The 16,583-nt window shown below is 61.3% G+C and carries 11 protein-coding genes; 5 read left to right on the top strand and 6 right to left on the bottom strand.

Features of this window, described 5'->3' with window-relative positions:
- Positions 1 to 83 precede the first annotated feature (83 nt).
- Both speA and FNU76_RS14020 read right to left on the bottom strand, forming a co-directional pair.
- Entirely contained in the window at positions 84 to 1,964 is a 1,881-nt protein-coding gene (gene speA, locus FNU76_RS14025) for an arginine decarboxylase (RefSeq protein ID WP_144278778.1), read from the bottom strand.
- Positions 1,965 to 2,099: 135 nt separating this feature from the next.
- The gene (locus FNU76_RS14020) at positions 2,100 to 4,106 is read right to left on the bottom strand and encodes a UvrD-helicase domain-containing protein (protein WP_144278777.1); all 2,007 of its coding nucleotides are present in this window, start codon (positions 4,104 to 4,106) and stop codon (positions 2,100 to 2,102) included.
- A gap of 351 nt (positions 4,107 to 4,457) precedes the next feature.
- On the opposite strand from FNU76_RS14020, the gene rpmB reads away from it, so the two are divergent.
- The 3 genes from rpmB (at position 4,458) to FNU76_RS14005 (ending at position 5,389) form a co-directional block, all read left to right on the top strand.
- Complete coding sequence (gene rpmB, locus FNU76_RS14015; protein WP_144278776.1) at positions 4,458 to 4,691, top strand: 50S ribosomal protein L28; 234 nt, start codon at positions 4,458 to 4,460, stop codon at positions 4,689 to 4,691.
- A 15-nt stretch (positions 4,692 to 4,706) separates the two neighbouring features.
- Positions 4,707 to 4,862: a 50S ribosomal protein L33 gene (gene rpmG, locus FNU76_RS14010; protein WP_144280681.1), complete on the top strand. Its 156-nt coding sequence runs from the start codon at positions 4,707 to 4,709 to the stop codon at positions 4,860 to 4,862.
- Between the two features lie 89 nt (positions 4,863 to 4,951).
- Complete coding sequence (locus FNU76_RS14005; protein ID WP_144278775.1) at positions 4,952 to 5,389, top strand: sirohydrochlorin chelatase; 438 nt, start codon at positions 4,952 to 4,954, stop codon at positions 5,387 to 5,389.
- Here FNU76_RS14005 and FNU76_RS14000 read toward each other — a convergent pair.
- Positions 5,323 to 6,225: a LysR family transcriptional regulator gene (locus FNU76_RS14000; protein WP_144278774.1), complete on the bottom strand. Its 903-nt coding sequence runs from the start codon at positions 6,223 to 6,225 to the stop codon at positions 5,323 to 5,325. The genes FNU76_RS14005 and FNU76_RS14000 overlap by 67 nt on opposite strands.
- Positions 6,226 to 6,478: 253 nt before the next feature.
- Between FNU76_RS14000 and FNU76_RS13995 the strand changes: the two genes are divergently transcribed.
- Together FNU76_RS13995 and acs are read left to right on the top strand one after the other, a co-directional pair.
- The gene (locus tag FNU76_RS13995; protein WP_223879020.1) at positions 6,479 to 8,161 is read left to right on the top strand and encodes an MFS transporter; all 1,683 of its coding nucleotides are present in this window, start codon (positions 6,479 to 6,481) and stop codon (positions 8,159 to 8,161) included.
- Positions 8,162 to 8,247: 86 nt separating this feature from the next.
- The gene (gene acs / locus FNU76_RS13990) at positions 8,248 to 10,215 is read left to right on the top strand and encodes an acetate--CoA ligase (RefSeq protein WP_144278773.1); all 1,968 of its coding nucleotides are present in this window, start codon (positions 8,248 to 8,250) and stop codon (positions 10,213 to 10,215) included.
- Between the two features lie 120 nt (positions 10,216 to 10,335).
- Here the strand turns inward: acs and FNU76_RS13985 are convergent, their stop codons facing one another.
- The 3 genes from FNU76_RS13985 to pnp all read right to left on the bottom strand — a co-directional run bounded on the left by FNU76_RS13985 (position 10,336) and on the right by pnp (position 16,551).
- Positions 10,336 to 11,226 carry a PEP-CTERM sorting domain-containing protein gene (locus FNU76_RS13985; protein WP_223879019.1) on the bottom strand — a complete coding sequence of 297 codons (891 nt, stop codon included), beginning with the start codon at positions 11,224 to 11,226 and terminating at the stop codon, positions 10,336 to 10,338.
- A 168-nt stretch (positions 11,227 to 11,394) separates the two neighbouring features.
- A complete protein-coding gene (locus FNU76_RS25045) occupies positions 11,395 to 14,238 on the bottom strand; it encodes an EAL domain-containing protein (protein WP_144278772.1) in 2,844 nt (947 codons plus the stop codon).
- Positions 14,239 to 14,421: 183 nt separating this feature from the next.
- A complete protein-coding gene (gene pnp, locus FNU76_RS13975; protein WP_144278771.1) occupies positions 14,422 to 16,551 on the bottom strand; it encodes a polyribonucleotide nucleotidyltransferase in 2,130 nt (709 codons plus the stop codon).
- Between the last annotated feature and the right edge of the window lie 32 nt (positions 16,552 to 16,583).

The following is a 16,583-nucleotide window of genomic DNA, read 5'->3' as shown; positions in this document are numbered from 1 at the left end:
CGTATTCGATAAGGTTGAGCGATGCGATGCGGTCCGGCTCGGCCTGATCAGGCCAAGCCGGACCGCAATAAGGGCGTGCTGCGTCAAGCCGCCAGATAAGCCGACCGGGTCAACCCCAAGCGCAGCGTATCGAGGAATTCCGCCCGTTCGGACTCGCTCAGGCTGGCGCCGGCTACCTTGTCGCGGTAATGCGTCATCAGTTCGGCCGGCTCCAGGTGGACGTAGCGCAGCATGTCCTCGATGGTGTCGTGCGTCTCGATGCCGCTGTGGCGGATGCTGCCGTCGGCCGCCAAGTGGACATTGACCGAGTCGGTATCGCCGAACAGATTGTGCATATCGCCGAGGATTTCCTGGTAGGCGCCCACCAGGAACACGCCCAGCAGGTAGTCCTCGCCCGCCTTGAGGGCATGCACCGGCAGATTGGTTTCGATGCTCTGGCTATCGACATACTGCTTGATCTTGCCATCCGAATCGCAGGTAAGGTCTTGCAGCACGGCGCGGCGGGTCGGTGTCTCGTCCAGCCGGTGGATAGGCAGGATGGGCAGCACCTGGTCGATGGCCCAGGTGTCGGGCAGGGACTGGAACACCGAGAAATTGCAGATGTACTTGTCGGCGAGCTTGTCGTTCAGCTCGTCGAACACCTGGCGGTGCGAGCGCTGCCCCGCCATCAGCTGGCCTTGCAGGCGACGGCAGATGGCGAAATAGCATTGCTCGGCCAGGGCTTTCTCGGCCAGCGTCAGCTTGCCTTCGGCGAACTTGGCGGAAACCTCGCTCATATAGTGGGTGGCACGGTAGTAAGTCTCGGTGGCCATTTCCAGGTCGGTATGGCCCAGCAGCTCGAAAAGCCACTGGATGACTTCCGGTAACGCTTCCACCGAATCGACCTTGGGCAGGTCGTCATGATGCCGTTCCACATCGGTGACCTGCATCACCAGCACCGCGTGGTGGGCGGTCATGGCGCGGCCGCTTTCCGAGAAGATATTCGGATGCGGCAGGTCGTTCTCGTCGCAGAATTCCTTGAGCATGCCGACCACCGTGCCGGCGTAATCGTCCATATCGTAATTGATGGAGCTGGAATTACGGCTGTGGGTGCCGTCGTAGTCCACGCCCAGGCCACCGCCCACGTCCACCACCTCGACCGGCAGGCCCAGTGCGCGCAGCTCGCCGTAGTAGCGGATGGCTTCGCGGAAACCGGCCTGGTAGTCGGCCAGGTTGGCGATCTGGCTACCCATATGGAAATGCAGCAGGCGCAGGCTGTTCTTGAAACCCGCCGCGGTGAAGCGCTCCACCACATTGAGCAACTGGGCGGCCGACAGGCCGAATTTGGCTTTTTCGCCGCCGGTGTCGGCCCATTTGCTGGAAGCCAGCGAGGACAGCCGGACGCGCAGGCCGACATTGGGCTGCACGCCCAGGCGGCGGGCTTCCTCGATGACCAGGCCTACCTCGGATTCCTTTTCGATCACGATAAAGACCTGGTGGCCCAGGCGCTGGCCGATCAGGGCCAGGCGGACGAATTCCCTATCCTTATATCCGTTGCATACCACGGTCGCGCCGCGCGGCGCCAAGGCCAGCACCGCCATCAGCTCGGGCTTGGAACCCGCTTCCAGGCCGATTGCCGCATCACGCGTCGCGATGATGGATTTCACCACCGCTTCCTGCTGGTTGACCTTGATCGGATACATGGCGGTATAGCGGCCGGCATAGGACAGCTTGGCGATATTCTCGTCGAATGCGTCGCACAAATCCTTGACCCGGTCCTGCAACACATCGGGGAAGCGGACGATCAAAGGCAGGGCCAGGCCGGCTTGTTTCAATTGGCCGACCAGCGTATGCAGATCGAGCGCCTCGCCACCGTCGCCATGCGGCCGCACCAGCACATGGCCGGCATCATTGATATCGAAATAGCCGGCACCCCAGTGACGGATACCGTAAACCGCACGGCTTTGCGCGACAGACCAGCTCATAGTGCTAACTCCAGAGGTTGGCGGTTGAGCCGCCATGTTGTTTGTTGGGGAAGATGGCCTCGGCTATCGGGCGAATGGTGTGCCTGCCAGCCGGCATCATAAAACCGTTTGTCAAAAAGTATGTTCCGCACGGACCTAGGCTTCGGGTTTGCTGCCCAGTCCGGCCAGCAGGTTGGCCAACTTGGCCTTGCCTTCCTGGCGGCTGACCACGACGTTCCGCTCGCCCGCCAGGCGGCCGCTGACGCGGATCTCGTCCTGCGGCAATTCCAGCAGAAAGCGGCTGGGCTGCACGATGGACCATTCGCCGGCCCGCTTGCGCTTGCCGCAATAGGTGATGGTGAGACTGCGCTGGGCCCGGGTGATACCCACGTACATCAGCCGGCGCTCTTCTTCCACCATGCCGCTATCGATGGAGGCCTGGTGCGGCAGCACGCCTTCCTCGCAACCGACCAGGAAGACATGGCCATACTCCAGGCCCTTGGACGCATGCAGGGTGGACAGCCGTACCGCATCCACTTCGTCTTCGCTGCGCCCTTCCAGCAAGGTGATCAGGGCGATCTTCTGGGTCATGTCGATCAGGGTGTCGCCGTTTTCCTCGGCCCGCTTGTCGAACCAGGCGACCAACTCCAATACATTCTTCCACTTGGTCTCGGCCGGACGCGGTTCATCGCTTTCATATAGCCAGGTTTCGAAATCGATGGCGGTCAGCATTTCCCTGAGCAGGGCGCCGCCCGGCTCCCGGCTGGCGCGGCTGTGTATGCGGTTGATAAAGCCGCAGAAGGTTTGCAAGGCCTCGTACTGGGCGGCCTGCACCAGGGTCTCGAAACTGGGGAGATGCACGGCCTCGAACAGGCTGACCTTGCGCTCGGCCGCCAGGCCGCCCAGCTTTTCCAAAGTGACGTTGCCGACGCCGCGCTTGGGCGTGGTCACCGCCCGGATAAAGGCCGGATCGTCGTTCTGGTTGGCGATCAAGCGGAGATAGCCCAGTACATCCTTGATTTCCGCCTTGTCGAAAAACGATTGTCCGCCCGAGATCTGGTAGGGGATCTTGTGGTTGCGCAAATGGGATTCCAGCACCCGCGCCTGGTGATTGCCTCGGTAGAGGATGGCGTAGTCGGTAAAGGTGGTCCGGTTCTCGAACTTGTGCGCCAGCAGCCGCATGGCCACCATCTCGGCCTCGTGCTCTTCGTCCTTCATCTCCACCACGCTGATGGGATCGCCGATGCCCAGTTCGCTCCACAGCTTTTTCTCGAACAGCTTGGGATTGTTGCCGATGACCGTGTTGGCGGCCTTGAGGATGCGCGAGGTGGAGCGGTAATTCTGTTCCAGCTTGATGATTTCCAGGCTGGGAAAATCCTCTTTCAACAGCCGCAAATTGTCCACGCTGGCGCCGCGCCAGGCGTAGATGCTCTGGTCGTCGTCGCCCACCGCGGTGAATTTGCCGTGGAAGCCGGTCAGCTGCTTGATCAGCCGGTATTGGCAGACATTGGTGTCCTGGTACTCATCTATCAATAGATAGCGCAACTTGAGTTGCCACTTGGTCAGGATGTCCGGCTCGCGCTCGAACAGCTCGACCGGCAGCCGGATCAGATCGTCGAAATCCACCGCCTGGTAGGCGAACAGCGTGTCCTGGTAAGCGCGGTAGACGCGGGCGAACCGCAGCTCGTTATCGTCCTGCGCATTGACCAGGGCCGCATCGGGACTGACGAAGTCGTTCTTCAGCCGCGAGATGGTGCTGACCGCGCCGCGTATTTCATCCTTGTCGGTAGTCGCCAGGATGTCTGAAATGATCTTGACCGCATCCGCGCTGTCCAGGATGGAGAAGCGGGGCTTGTAGCCGAGGGCGGCATGCTCGGCCCGCACCAGTTGCAGGCCCAGCGAGTGAAAGGTCGATACGGTCAGGCCCTTGAGACGGGCCGGGTCCATCAGGTGCCCTACCCGCTCCTGCATTTCGCGGGCGGCTTTATTGGTAAAGGTGATGGCCGCGATATGGCGGGCATCGTAGTTCGCCTGCTCGATCAGGTAGGCGATCTTCTGGGTAATGACGCGTGTCTTGCCCGACCCGGCGCCGGCCAGCACCAGCAAGGGGCCGTCCAGATGCCTGACGGCAGCTTGTTGCGGTTGGTTCAGCTTGTGCAGCATGGCGGGCAAGTCCTTGAAGGGGCGCGGATTTTAGCATGTGAAATCGTCTGCGAGGGGTATCGACGCGACGGGTTTTTCCACGCGCGGCACGCGACCGCCACGGCAGCGGGAAAACCCCTGGCCACCACCCCGCAAACGCCGCTGCGGCGCCCGCTCGGCGCCCCCGGAAACAGGGCCGATACAGTGTGTAAAATTACAATTAAGCACTGAATGCAAAAGCGAAATTGACACTGGCTTACGGAGTGGCTACTATTCGCCCTCTTTGCGTGACCGCCGCCTGTTGTGCGCTGCTGAAAAGCCGCTCCGCAAGCCAGTCTAAGAACATCCAAGTAAATAAGTCGGGAGTCCAAAATGGCTCGAGTATGCATAATCACCGGCAAGAAGCCGATGGTTGGAAACAATGTTTCCCACGCCAACAACAAAACCAAGCGTCGTTTCCTGCCCAACCTGCAATATCGCAAGTTCTGGGTAGAAAGCGAAAACCGTTGGGTGCGCCTGCGCATTTCCAACGCTGGCCTGCGCAATATCGACAAGCTCGGTATCGATGTCGTCCTGGCCGACCTTCGCGCTCGTGGCGCGATTTAATCCGGGAGATAAATGATGCGTGAAAAGATCAAGCTGGAATCGACCGCTGGTACCGGTCACTTCTACACCACCACCAAGAACAAGCGCACCATGCCGGAAAAGATGGAGATCAAGAAGTTCGATCCCGTCGTCCGTAAGCATGTTGCCTACAAGGAAACCAAGCTCAAGTAAACAATACTTGAGTTGTTGGTGGTGCATACTCGAAATCCCCGCATACGTGCGGGGCTTTTGTTTTTGCGGTACCGCAGGCAACATGGCGCATGCCTACTCAGCACGCCTTTATCCTGTTCGCCCATGGTGCGCGCGACCCGCAATGGGCCCTGCCCTTCCGCCAGCTGGCCGAGTCCTTGTCGCTTCGCCGGCCGGATTGCCTTGTTCGCCTTGCCTTCCTCGAATTGATGACGCCGTCCCTGGCCGACTGCGTGGACGCGCTATGCGCCGACGGTGTCACCGAAATCCAGATCGTGCCGGCCTTTATGGCGACCGGCGCGCATCTGCGCCGAGACCTGCCCGAATTGGTCGAGGCACTGCAGCTGCGGCATCCCGGCATCAGCCTCCATGTCAGCACCGCCCTGGGCGAAGCGCTGCCCGTTCAACACGCCATGGCGGATTGGATTGCCGGCCTGTGCGTTCAGGCCACCGCCTCCTCCAGCGACGCGATCGGCCAAACTTCCGCCAAGGCAGCCAACACCGGCTGAATCAGCGGATCGCCGTGCATATCGGCCGGGTAGATAAACGATAGCGTCACCGTGCGGCCGATTTCGCCCCAGATCCATAAGCGTCCTTCCCGCTCGGCGGCCCGTGCCGCTTCTCGGCGCAGGATGCACAAGCCCAAGCCGGCTTCCACACAACTCAGCATGGTCTGCTCCTGGTCGATTTCGTAGACCTTCCTGGGCGCGATATTGTTTTCGCGCCAGACTTCCGCATGCAGTTTGGACAAGCTGGAGAACTGGCTGCCCCCGACCCAGGGCTGGCGCCCGAGCATACGCCAGTCGCAGCCTTCCAGGGCCACCCGCCAGTCCGCCGGCGCCGCCACGACGAACTGCAGCTCCTCCAGTGCATGCGCATGCACGGTCTGGTAGGGATTGCGGCCAATAAAAAAACCCGCATCCAGCTCCTTCTTGCGCACCTCGTTGAGCACACCGCCGGATATCCCTTGCACCGTACTCACGCGCAGCAAGGGGTGACGCTGTTTCAGCCAGGCGAACAAGGGTCCCAGCCGCAACAGCCGGGGACACAATATCGTGCCGATGCGCAGCTTGCCGTCCAACTCCCCCTGCAGCGCCCTGGCGGCCTTGAGCATTTCGCGGCTGCCCAGCAGGATTTTTTCGGCCTCGGGCAACAACAGCTTGCCGGCCTCGGTCAGGCTGACACCCGCCGGGCATCGGTCGAACAGGCTGACGCCGGTTTCTTCTTCCAGGGCCTTGATCTGCGCCGTTACCGCCGGCTGGCTCAGGTGCAGGATCTCGGCCGCCTGGGTCAGATGGCCTTGCTGCGCCACGGTGATGAAAGTGCGCAACTGGTAGATTTCCATCGCTTATCCAGAAAAGTCGTTTCGGCACGTGCCTATTTACCACGGTATTTCTCGTCGTACACCAAGCTTTTGTTCGTCCCCATGGCGCGTCCAACGTTGCCAAACCCTGCAGCCACGGGCGAAAACGCCCACCATCAGGCTAGCGCTGATGAGCCTTATCGAAAATTGCGATTGGATAGGCTAGCTGCAACACGCCTAGATTGCGACACGGCCCAAAGAGGTCGCAACGCTTACACGCTATGGAGACAACACAATGACGGATATCGCTCACGCCGCCGGTGCCGCCCAGGCCGCGCCCCGCCCGATGAGCCGTGAAGAGCGGAAGGTGATCTTCGCCTCCTCGCTCGGCACGGTGTTCGAATGGTACGACTTTTATCTTTATGGCTCCCTGGCGGCGATTATCGCCAAGCAGTTCTTTGCCGGCGTCAACGACACCACCGCTTATATCTTTGCCTTGATGGCCTTCGCCGCCGGTTTTGCGGTACGGCCGTTCGGGGCACTGGTTTTTGGCCGGCTGGGCGATATGATAGGACGCAAGTACACCTTCCTGATCACCATCCTGATCATGGGCCTGTCCACCGCCATTGTGGGCTTGCTGCCTGCCTACGGCACCATAGGCATAGCGGCGCCCACCATCCTGATCGGCCTGCGGCTGCTGCAGGGACTGGCACTGGGCGGAGAATACGGCGGTGCGGCCACTTACGTGGCCGAACATGCACCACACGGCAAGCGCGGCCTCTACACCAGCTTTATCCAGACCACCGCCACGCTGGGCCTGTTCCTGTCGCTGTTGGTCATCTGGCTATGTCGCAATTACCTGGGCAAGGAGGTATTCGAAGCTTGGGGCTGGCGCATTCCCTTCCTGCTTTCCATTCTGTTGCTGGCGGTATCGATCTATATCCGCATGCAATTGAGCGAATCGCCCGCCTTCCAGAAAATGAAGGCGGAGGGCAAGCAGTCGCGCGCACCATTGACCGAATCCTTCCTGCGCTGGCCCAATCTCAAGGTGGTGTTGTTGTCGCTGTTCGGCGGTACGGCGGGCCAAGCCGTGGTCTGGTATACCGGCCAGTTCTATGCCCTGTTCTTCCTGACCAAGACCCTGGGCGTGGAACCTGACCGGGCCGACCTGCTGATCGCGGTGTCGCTGGCCATCGCCACGCCCTTCTTCGTGCTGTTCGGTGCGTTATCGGACCGGATAGGGCGCAAGAAGATCATCATGACCGGCTGCCTGATCGCTGCATGCAGCTATTTCCCCATCTTCAAGGCGCTGACCCACCATGCCAATCCCGCCCTCGAAGCAGCGGTGGCCAAAGCCCCCGTGGTGGTCGTGGCGGACCCGGAGCAATGCGCCTTCCAGTTCGATCCTGTGGGCAAGAAAGCCTTCAAGCAGTCCTGCGACATCATCAAATCGGCATTGGCCAAGAAGGGCATCCCCTATACCAATGAAGCGGCGCCGGCCGGCAGCGTGGCCAGCGTCAAGGTGGGCGCGACCCGCATCGCCAGCTTTGAAGGCACGGCGCTGGACAAGGACGGCTTCAAGCTGCAAGCCGAGGCGTTCAACCAATCGCTGGGCGCGGCATTAAGCAGCGGCGGCTATCCCGCCAAGGCCGACCTGCAAGCCATGAATACACCGATGGTGATACTCCTGCTGACCTTGCTGGTGATCTTCGTCACCATGGTATATGGTCCTATCGCGGCCTGGCTGGTGGAGCTGTTCCCGACCCGCATCCGCTATACCTCGATGTCGCTGCCCTATCACATCGGCAATGGCTGGTTCGGCGGTTTCCTGCCCACCGTCGCTTTTGCGATGGTGGCCGCCACCGGCGATATCTACTACGGTCTGTGGTATCCCATCCTGTTCGCCCTGATGACCTTCGTGATCGGCTGCCTGTTCACGCCGGAAACCAAGGATAGGGACATTTACGCCGCCGACTGAATGATCATTCGGTGCGGTGGGCCGGCTCAGGTCCGGCCCACCGCGTTTCAATCAACCTGACCAGAAAAAGACGCAAAGGAGCCACCATGTCCACGCTCGATTCCATCCTGAAGGAAACCCGCCTATTCCCTCCGCCGGACGAGTTCAAGCACCAGGCCACCATTCCCGGCATGGATGCCTACCACGCCCTGTGCGAACAGGCGGACGATCATTACCTTTCCTTCTGGGGCGATCTGGCGCGGCAATTGATCAGCTGGAAGAAACCGTTTTCGCGCGTGCTGGACGACAGCCAGGCGCCCTTTTTCAAGTGGTTCGACGACGGCACCCTCAATGTCAGCTACAACTGCCTGGACCGCCATCTGGCCCAGAATGCCAACAAGATCGCCATCATCTTCGAAGCTGATGACGGTACGGTCACCCGGGTAAGCTACGCGGAGCTGCATCGCCGCGTCTGCCAATTCGCCAATGGCCTGAAATCACTGGATATCGGCAAGGGCGACCGGGTCATCGTCTATATGCCCATGAGTATCGAGGCGGTGGTGGCCATGCAGGCGTGCGCCCGCATCGGTGCGGTTCATTCGGTGGTATTCGGTGGTTTCTCGGCCAAGTCGGTACAGGAGCGCATCATCGATGCCGGCGCGGTAGCCGTGATCACCGCCAACGAAGGGATGCGCGGCGGCAAGTCCGTCCCCCTCAAGACCGCGATCGACGATGCCATCGCACTGGGCGGCTGCGAATGCGTCCGGCACGTGGTGGTTTACCAGCGCACCGACAATGGCAGCGCGAACTGGCAGGACGGCCGCGATTGCTGGTGGCACAAGCTGGTGGAAAAGCAGCCGGAGCAGTGCGAACCGACCTGGGTGGGCGCGGAAGACCCGCTGTTTATCCTGTACACCTCCGGCTCCACCGGCAAACCCAAGGGCATCCAGCATTCCAGCGCAGGCTATCTGCTGGGCGCGATCAACTCGTTTCGCTGGGTGTTCGATATCAAGCCCAACGATATTTTCTGGTGCACCGCCGACGTCGGCTGGATTACCGGCCACAGCTATGTCTGCTATGGCCCCTTGGGCATGGGCGCCACCCAGTTGATCTTCGAAGGCGTGCCCACCTACCCCGATGCCAATCGCTTCTGGCAAATGATCGCGCGGCATAAGGTCACCATCTTCTACACCGCGCCGACCGCCATCCGCTCGCTGATCAAGCTGGGCGCCGATCTGCCGCGCCAGCATGACCTCTCCAGCCTGCGCCTGCTGGGGACGGTGGGCGAGCCCATCAATCCGGAAGCCTGGATCTGGTACCACGAGACCGTCGGCGGTAGCCGCTGCCCCATCGTCGATACCTGGTGGCAGACCGAAACCGGCTCGGTAATGATCGCGCCGCTCCCCGGCGCGGTCGCGACCAAGCCTGGTTCCTGCACCCTGCCCCTACCCGGCATCATCGCCGATATCGTCGATGAATCCGGCGCCCCGGTGGAACCCGGCAAGGGCGGCATGCTGGTGATCAAAAAGCCCTTTCCCAGCCTGGTGCGCACCATCTGGAACGACCCGGAGCGCTTCAAGAAGACCTATTTCCCCGAAGAGTTCAATGGCCGCTACTACCTGGCCGGCGACTCGGCCAATCGCGACGAGCACGGCTACTTCTGGATCATGGGGCGGATAGACGATGTCCTGAATGTCTCCGGCCATCGCCTCGGCACCATGGAGATCGAATCGGCCCTGGTCGCCAACCCGCTGGTGGCCGAAGCGGCCGTGGTGGGTAAGCCGCATGACATCAAGGGCGAAGCGGTAGTGGCATTCGTGGTGCTGAAGGGCGCCCGGCCGGCCGGCGAGGAGGCGAAGAAAATCGCCGAGCAGTTGAAAACCTGGGTGGCGCATGAAATCGGCAAGATCGCCCAGCCGGACGATATCCGCTTCGGCGACAACCTGCCCAAGACCCGCTCGGGCAAGATCATGCGCCGCTTGCTACGTGCGATTGCCCGTGGCGAGGAGATTACCCAGGATACCTCGACCCTGGAAAATCCGGCGATCTTGAAGCAGTTGCAGGAACCGGCTTAAATCGGATGGGTGGATTACCCACCCACAGGAGAAAGTCGGCGATCATTTGAGCAAATCGATCGCCGATTTAATCCATCGCGGTACCGATGGCGGTGTTTTTGATGGGCTGTCAGGTTTGGACTATTTGAGCAAAGCCCGGCGACGACGGGCCACTACGCCGGCCACCACACCCAGACCGCCCAGCAGCAAGGCGTAGCTTTCCGGCTCCGGTACCGGGGCGGAAACGATGCGGCTGCCGCCGGCCCCCAAGGGATCGACAGCGCGGATACTGACCTGGCCACACTCGTAGGAACAGCCGGCCGGGTCGTCCCAATAAGCAAAAGTGGACAATTGGTAGGTAACGTCGGCACTTTGCCCGCTGGCAAAGCTTCCGAGGTTGGCGCTGCCCTGGTAATTGCTCAGCGCAAAGCTGAAGTCGGCATTGTCCGACCCACCCTGCGTCACGGTGGCATCGCCGATATCGACCCCGTTCTTGACGACCGAAGCCTGATTGCCGGTCAGCTTGAAAGTTTGGGCTGTCTGCCAGACCGAAATACCATTGACCAGCACATTGGCGACAAAACCCGCGCGAAAATCACGCTGGCTGGTATTGGAGATAAATCCACCCATCGAAGCGTTCAGCGACGAGAGATCCAGATTCATCCGATAGTTCTGGCTGTTACCCGATTGGTTGTTGATTGTATCGTGCCAGCTGGCGACGCTATCGACCCGGCCGCCGGCACGCAGGCGATCGATGGCGACTTCCATCTGGCCGCTTGCCTTCGAGGACGCGTAGATATCCATATAGGTCCCATGTCCGGCCGTGCCGATGGGCGGAAAATTGGCCACGCTGACGGCACTGGCAACCGGATCGCTTTGGTTGACCGCGGCCGGGACCAGCCAGCTGGTGTGCTGCAGGTTCTGGGTATCGTAGGAAATCGCCGTGGCCACGTCGGCGCGGGCGCTCCCGATGGCCATGGCACAGATGGCTAGGCTGGTCGCCCGGCGCAAGGCTGTTTGAGTCGTACGCATTGCTTCCTTCTCCGGCTTTGTTCAAACGATGGGGATGGGGCGCTACGACGCAAATCTTGCGGTATATATTCCGGCTTGCTCAATAGTCCATTCGCTTAAAAACCGCAGCCGCGACAGGCCGATATAGCGCTCGCGTGACATGCCTTGCCAGCTCACCGGCTGACTTGTTCAGATACTCCCCAGCCGCCAAGCACCCCGTGCCAGGCGCTTGGCCAGGTCCTCCGCCGGTAGCGGTGGGCTGATCAGGTAGCCTTGGACCTCGTCGCAGCCCTCGTTCTTGAGGAAGGACCATTGCTCCGGCGTTTCCACCCCTTCGGCGATCACCTGCAGGCCCAGGTTGCGCGCCAGGTTGACGATGGCGCGGGTAATCGCGCTGTCGTCGGCGTCGCCCGGCACATCCATCACAAAGGAGCGGTCCACCTTGAGCTTGTCCACTTTGAAGCGCTTCAGGTAGCTGAGCGAGGAATAGCCGGTACCGAAATCGTCGATCGCCAGCTTCAAGCCCATGCCCTTGAGGGCGGCCAGGGTTGCGATGGTCGATTCCACGTCCTGCACGATCACGCTCTCGGTCACCTCAAGCGCCAGCCAACGCGGCGCCAACCCGGTTTCGGCCAGGATGGCGGTAATGTCCTGCGCCAAATCGCGGCCGTAGAACTGCATGGCGGAAAGATTGACGGCCACCTCGATGGGGGGCAGGCCTTCTGCCTGCCAGGCCTGGTTCTGCCGGCACGCTTCGCGTAGCACCCACTGGCCGATCGCGCCGATCAGGCCGCGCTCTTCCGCGATGGGGATGAACTGCATCGGTCCTACCAGGCCGCGCTCGGGGTGGCGCCAGCGGATCAGTGCTTCCACCCCGACGATGCGCCCGCTGCCCATATCGACCTGGGGTTGGTAATGCAGCACGAATTCGTCGCGCTCCAGCGCGCGGCGCAGCTGGTTTTCCACCGATAGGATCTCCAGCGCCCTGGCGTTCATATCGGCGGTATAGAAACGGTAGGTATTGCGGCCGTTTTCCTTGGCGTGATACATGGCGGCATCGGCATTACGCACCAGGGTGTCGTAATCCTCGCCATCGACCGGGTACAGCGAAATCCCCAGGGATGGCGTCACCACCAGCTCGTGCTCATTCAACTGGAAGGGTTGGGCCAGCCGCGCCAGCATACGGTTGGCGACATAGCTGGCATCTTCGCCCTCATCCAGATTGCGCAACAGCACGACAAATTCGTCACCACCCAGCCTGCCCACCACATCTCCGGCCCGCAGCGCATCATGCAGGCGGCCGGCCACTTCCTTGAGCAATTGGTCGCCCACGTCGTGGCCGAGGGAATCATTGATGGTCTTGAAGTGATCCAGGTCGACAAACAGCAAGGCCCGATGCTCATGGTGGCGATGGGCTTCGGCAATGGCTTCTTCCGCCAATTCACGGAAATAGGCGCGGTTGGGCAGCTGGGTCAGGGCATCGAAGCGGGCCAGGTGCAAGATGCGCTCCTGCGCCTGCTTGGCATCGCTGATATCGCGAATCAGCGCCACCACATCGCCGATACGGCCCGTTACATCGCGTACCACATTGATCTGCGCCCAGGCGGTGAAGGTCTCGCCCGACTTGCGCCGGAACGGCACTTCGCCCTGCCAGGCGCCGTGATTGATGTATTGGCGGTTGATGTTTTCATAGACTTCGGGGTCGATGGTCGCATCGCGCATCACGCTACTGGGCTGGCCGACAATCTCGTCGGTGGCATAGCCCAGCATTTCGGTAAAGGCGCGATTGACCGAGGCGATATGATTGTCCGGTGCGATCACCATGATGGCTTCGGCGGTGTTGTCGAACACCTTGGCGGCCAGCTCCATGCGCAGGGCGGCGGCCTTGCGCTCGGTCAGATCGCGCAGGATGCGCCAGACGCCGATGGGCCGTGCATCCACATCGCGCATCAGCACGCCCTTGGCGCTGACCGGCAGGAGGCCGTCGCCCGGCCGGTACAGCTCGATTTCGTACTCGCCGCAATGCCCGTCCACCAGGACACGGTGCTGTATCATATGGTCGTCGTAATTGCGCCAGGCTTCCGCCACGAAGCTGACCAGCTGCTTACCCACCAAGGCCTCGGCCGGCACATCGAGCAGGGCCAGCAGCGCCGGATTCGCATCCAGCACCAGGCCATTCATATCGGTGACGCAGATGCCGTCCAGATTGGACAGGAACAGCTCACGGTATTTGGCTTCCGACGCGCGCAGCGCTTCTTCGGTCTGCATGCGCTCGACGATATCCAGCTCCAGCGCATCGTTCTTGTCGTTCAATTCGCCGAACAGGCGATGCAATTCGCTGCGCGCCCATTCCAGCTGGCGTCCCAGGTCGCCGATCTCGTCATCGCGCACCCAAGGCGCCGCCGCAACGGCCTCGTGGTCGGTCAGGGTCTTGGCCTGCTCGATCAGCCGCCGCAAGGGGCCGAGAAAGCGCGAATCCAGCAGCAGCAGGATCAGCAGCAGGCTGACCACCAATTCCACGCCGATCAGCAGCACGTACTCGCGGGCCTGAGCGGCCAAGCGGCGCCGCAGGTCGCCATCGTCGAACTCGATCAGTACCTTGCCGATGATCTGGTCGCCGAAATGCACCGGTCGCGACAACTGCATGGCACGGCCCTGCCGGCGCTCCGGCACGATGATGGAGATAAAGGGTTCGCCCGGGAAACTGCCATCCACCCGCACCGAGACGATGCGTGGATCCTTCATGGCGGTATCGACCAGCGGCTGGCCGGCATTCAGCGACAGATCCCAGAGCGGCTGACGCAAGCCCAGCGCCAGGGTTTCCAGGACCCGCTCCTGCTCTGTGCGGAACTGCCGTGTCAGCTCGTCGCGCCGCCAATCCAGCATCAACAGGGTAAACAACACGCCCGGTACCAGCAGCCCCACCGCCACCACCAGGACAAAAACCTGGCGCAGACTGAGGCGGGACAGCCAGTGCCGGCCGCGCGCGAGGGGCGAACCGGTAGAGTGTCCCGAATTAGCTGCCGTATCCATCTAGTCTCCGTACTGGCCGCACACACGGCCATATTGCCGGCATGTTCCTCCAGTATCAGACACGCTCAAGGTAGAAGCAAAAACGCGTACGTTCCAACATAAAAAACGCCACGGGTTTTGTCCCGTGGCGTTTTTTATTTGATTACTCCAGCGCGCGGCGCTTTCGCGCCAGGCGCCGGAAAATCAGGCTTCGGTCACCGGCGCGGCGGGCGCGCCTTCGTCAGCCTGAGCCGCCTTGATACTGAGGCGGATGCGACCCTTTTCGTCCTGTTCGAGGGCCTTGACGCGTACGATCTGGCCTTCCTTCAGGTAGTCGGCAACGTTGTTGACCCGTTCGTTGGCGATTTGCGAGACATGCACCAGACCATCGCGGCCCGGCATGATCTGCACAATGGCGCCGACGTTCTTGTCCAGGATCTTGACCACGGGGCCTTCGTAGATCTTGCCGATTTCCACTTCGGCGGTGATCTGCTCGATGCGCTTCTTGGCCATTTCGGCACCTTCGCTGGAAACGGATGCGATGGTGATGGTGCCGTCTTCGCCGATATCGATCTGGGTGCCGGTTTCTTCGGTCAGGGCACGGATAACCGCGCCGCCCTTGCCGATCACGTCACGGATCTTTTCCGGATTGATCTTCATGACGTACAGGCGTGGCGCATGTTGCGACACTTCTTCGCGGGCGTGGTCCAGCGAACCCTTCATGATGCCGAGGATATGCAGACGGCCTTCTTGCGCCTGGTCCAGCGCAACCCGCATGATTTCCTTGGTGATGCCGTCGATCTTGATGTCCATCTGCAGCGCGGTCACACCGTTCTCGGTACCGGCCACCTTGAAGTCCATATCGCCGAGGTGATCTTCGTCGCCGAGGATGTCGGACAGCACGGCGAAGCGGTTGCCTTCCTTGATCAGGCCCATGGCGATACCGGCCACGTGCGCCTTCAGCGGCACGCCGGCATCCATCAGCGCCAGGCTGCCGCCGCAAACCGAAGCCATCGAGGAAGAACCGTTCGACTCGGTGATTTCCGAGACGACGCGCATGGAGTAGCTGAAATCTTCCTTCTTGGGCAGCACGGCGATCAACGCCCGCTTGGCCAAGCGGCCATGGCCGATTTCACGGCGCTTCGGCGTGCCCACGCGGCCGGTTTCGCCGGTCGAGTAGGGAGGGAAGTTGTAATGCAGCATAAAGCGATCGGTGTACTCGCCCATCAGGGCATCGATCTTTTGCTCATCCAGCTTGGTACCCAGGGTGGCGATCACCATCCCTTGGGTTTCGCCGCGCGTGAACAGGGCGGAACCGTGGGTGCGCGGCAATACGCCGGTGCGGATTTCGATGGGGCGCACGGTACGGGTATCGCGGCCGTCGATGCGTGGATAGCCGTCCAGGATCTGGTGGCGCACGATCTTGGCTTCCAGACCGTGGAAGATATCCTTGATCTGGTTGGCACGCGAGGTATCGGTCGTTTCGTCGATCAGGGCGGCCTTGACCTTGGCCCAGGTATCGTTGATCTGCGCGACGCGCGATTGCTTTTGCGGAATGCGGAAGGCCAGCTTCAGGCCTTCGTTGGCCAATTCCGCGATCTGCGCCGTCAATGCTTCGTCGGCGGCCGGTGCTTGCCAGTCCCAGACTTCCGGATCCACTTCGTCGGCCAGCTCATTGATGGCCTTGATCGCGGCTTGCATCTGCTCGTGGCCGAACACCACGGCGCCCAGCATCACGGATTCGGACAATTCCTGGGCTTCGGATTCCACCATCAGCACCGCGTTGGCGGTACCGGCTACAACCAGGTCCAGCGCCGAGCCGGCCAGTTCGGCCTTGGTCGGGTTCAGCAGGTACTGGCCGTCGGCGTAGCCCACGCGGGCGGCGCCGATAGGACCTTGGAAGGGCAGACCCGAGATGGCCAGCGCGGCGGAAGCGCCGATCAGGGCAGGAATATCGGGATCGATTTCCGGATCGACCGACATCACGGTCGCGACGATCTGGATTTCATTGTAGAAAGCATCGGGGAACAGCGGACGGATCGGGCGATCGATCAGGCGCGAGGTCAGGATTTCTTTTTCTGATGGGCGGCCTTCGCGCTTGAAGAAGCCACCGGGGATCTTGCCGGCGGCATAGGTACGCTCTTGGTAATCGACGGTCAGCGGGAAGAAGTCCTGACCCGGTTTGACATTCTTGGCACCCACGACGGTAACCAGCACCACGGTGTCGTCCATCGACACCAACACGGCGCCGGAGGCCTGACGGGCAATCTCGCCGGTGGCGAGCGTAACGGTATGCTTGCCGTAGGCAAACGATTTGGAGATGCGATTGAACACGCTTTTCTTCCTTTTCAACTGGTCATTCTCAG

Source organism: Chitinimonas arctica (assembly GCF_007431345.1).
In the GTDB taxonomy this organism is placed as follows: Bacteria; Pseudomonadota; Gammaproteobacteria; order Burkholderiales; family Chitinimonadaceae; genus Chitinimonas; species Chitinimonas arctica.
The sequence above is the reverse complement of the archived record's forward strand: the minus strand, read 5'-3'. Positions and strand labels throughout refer to the sequence as shown.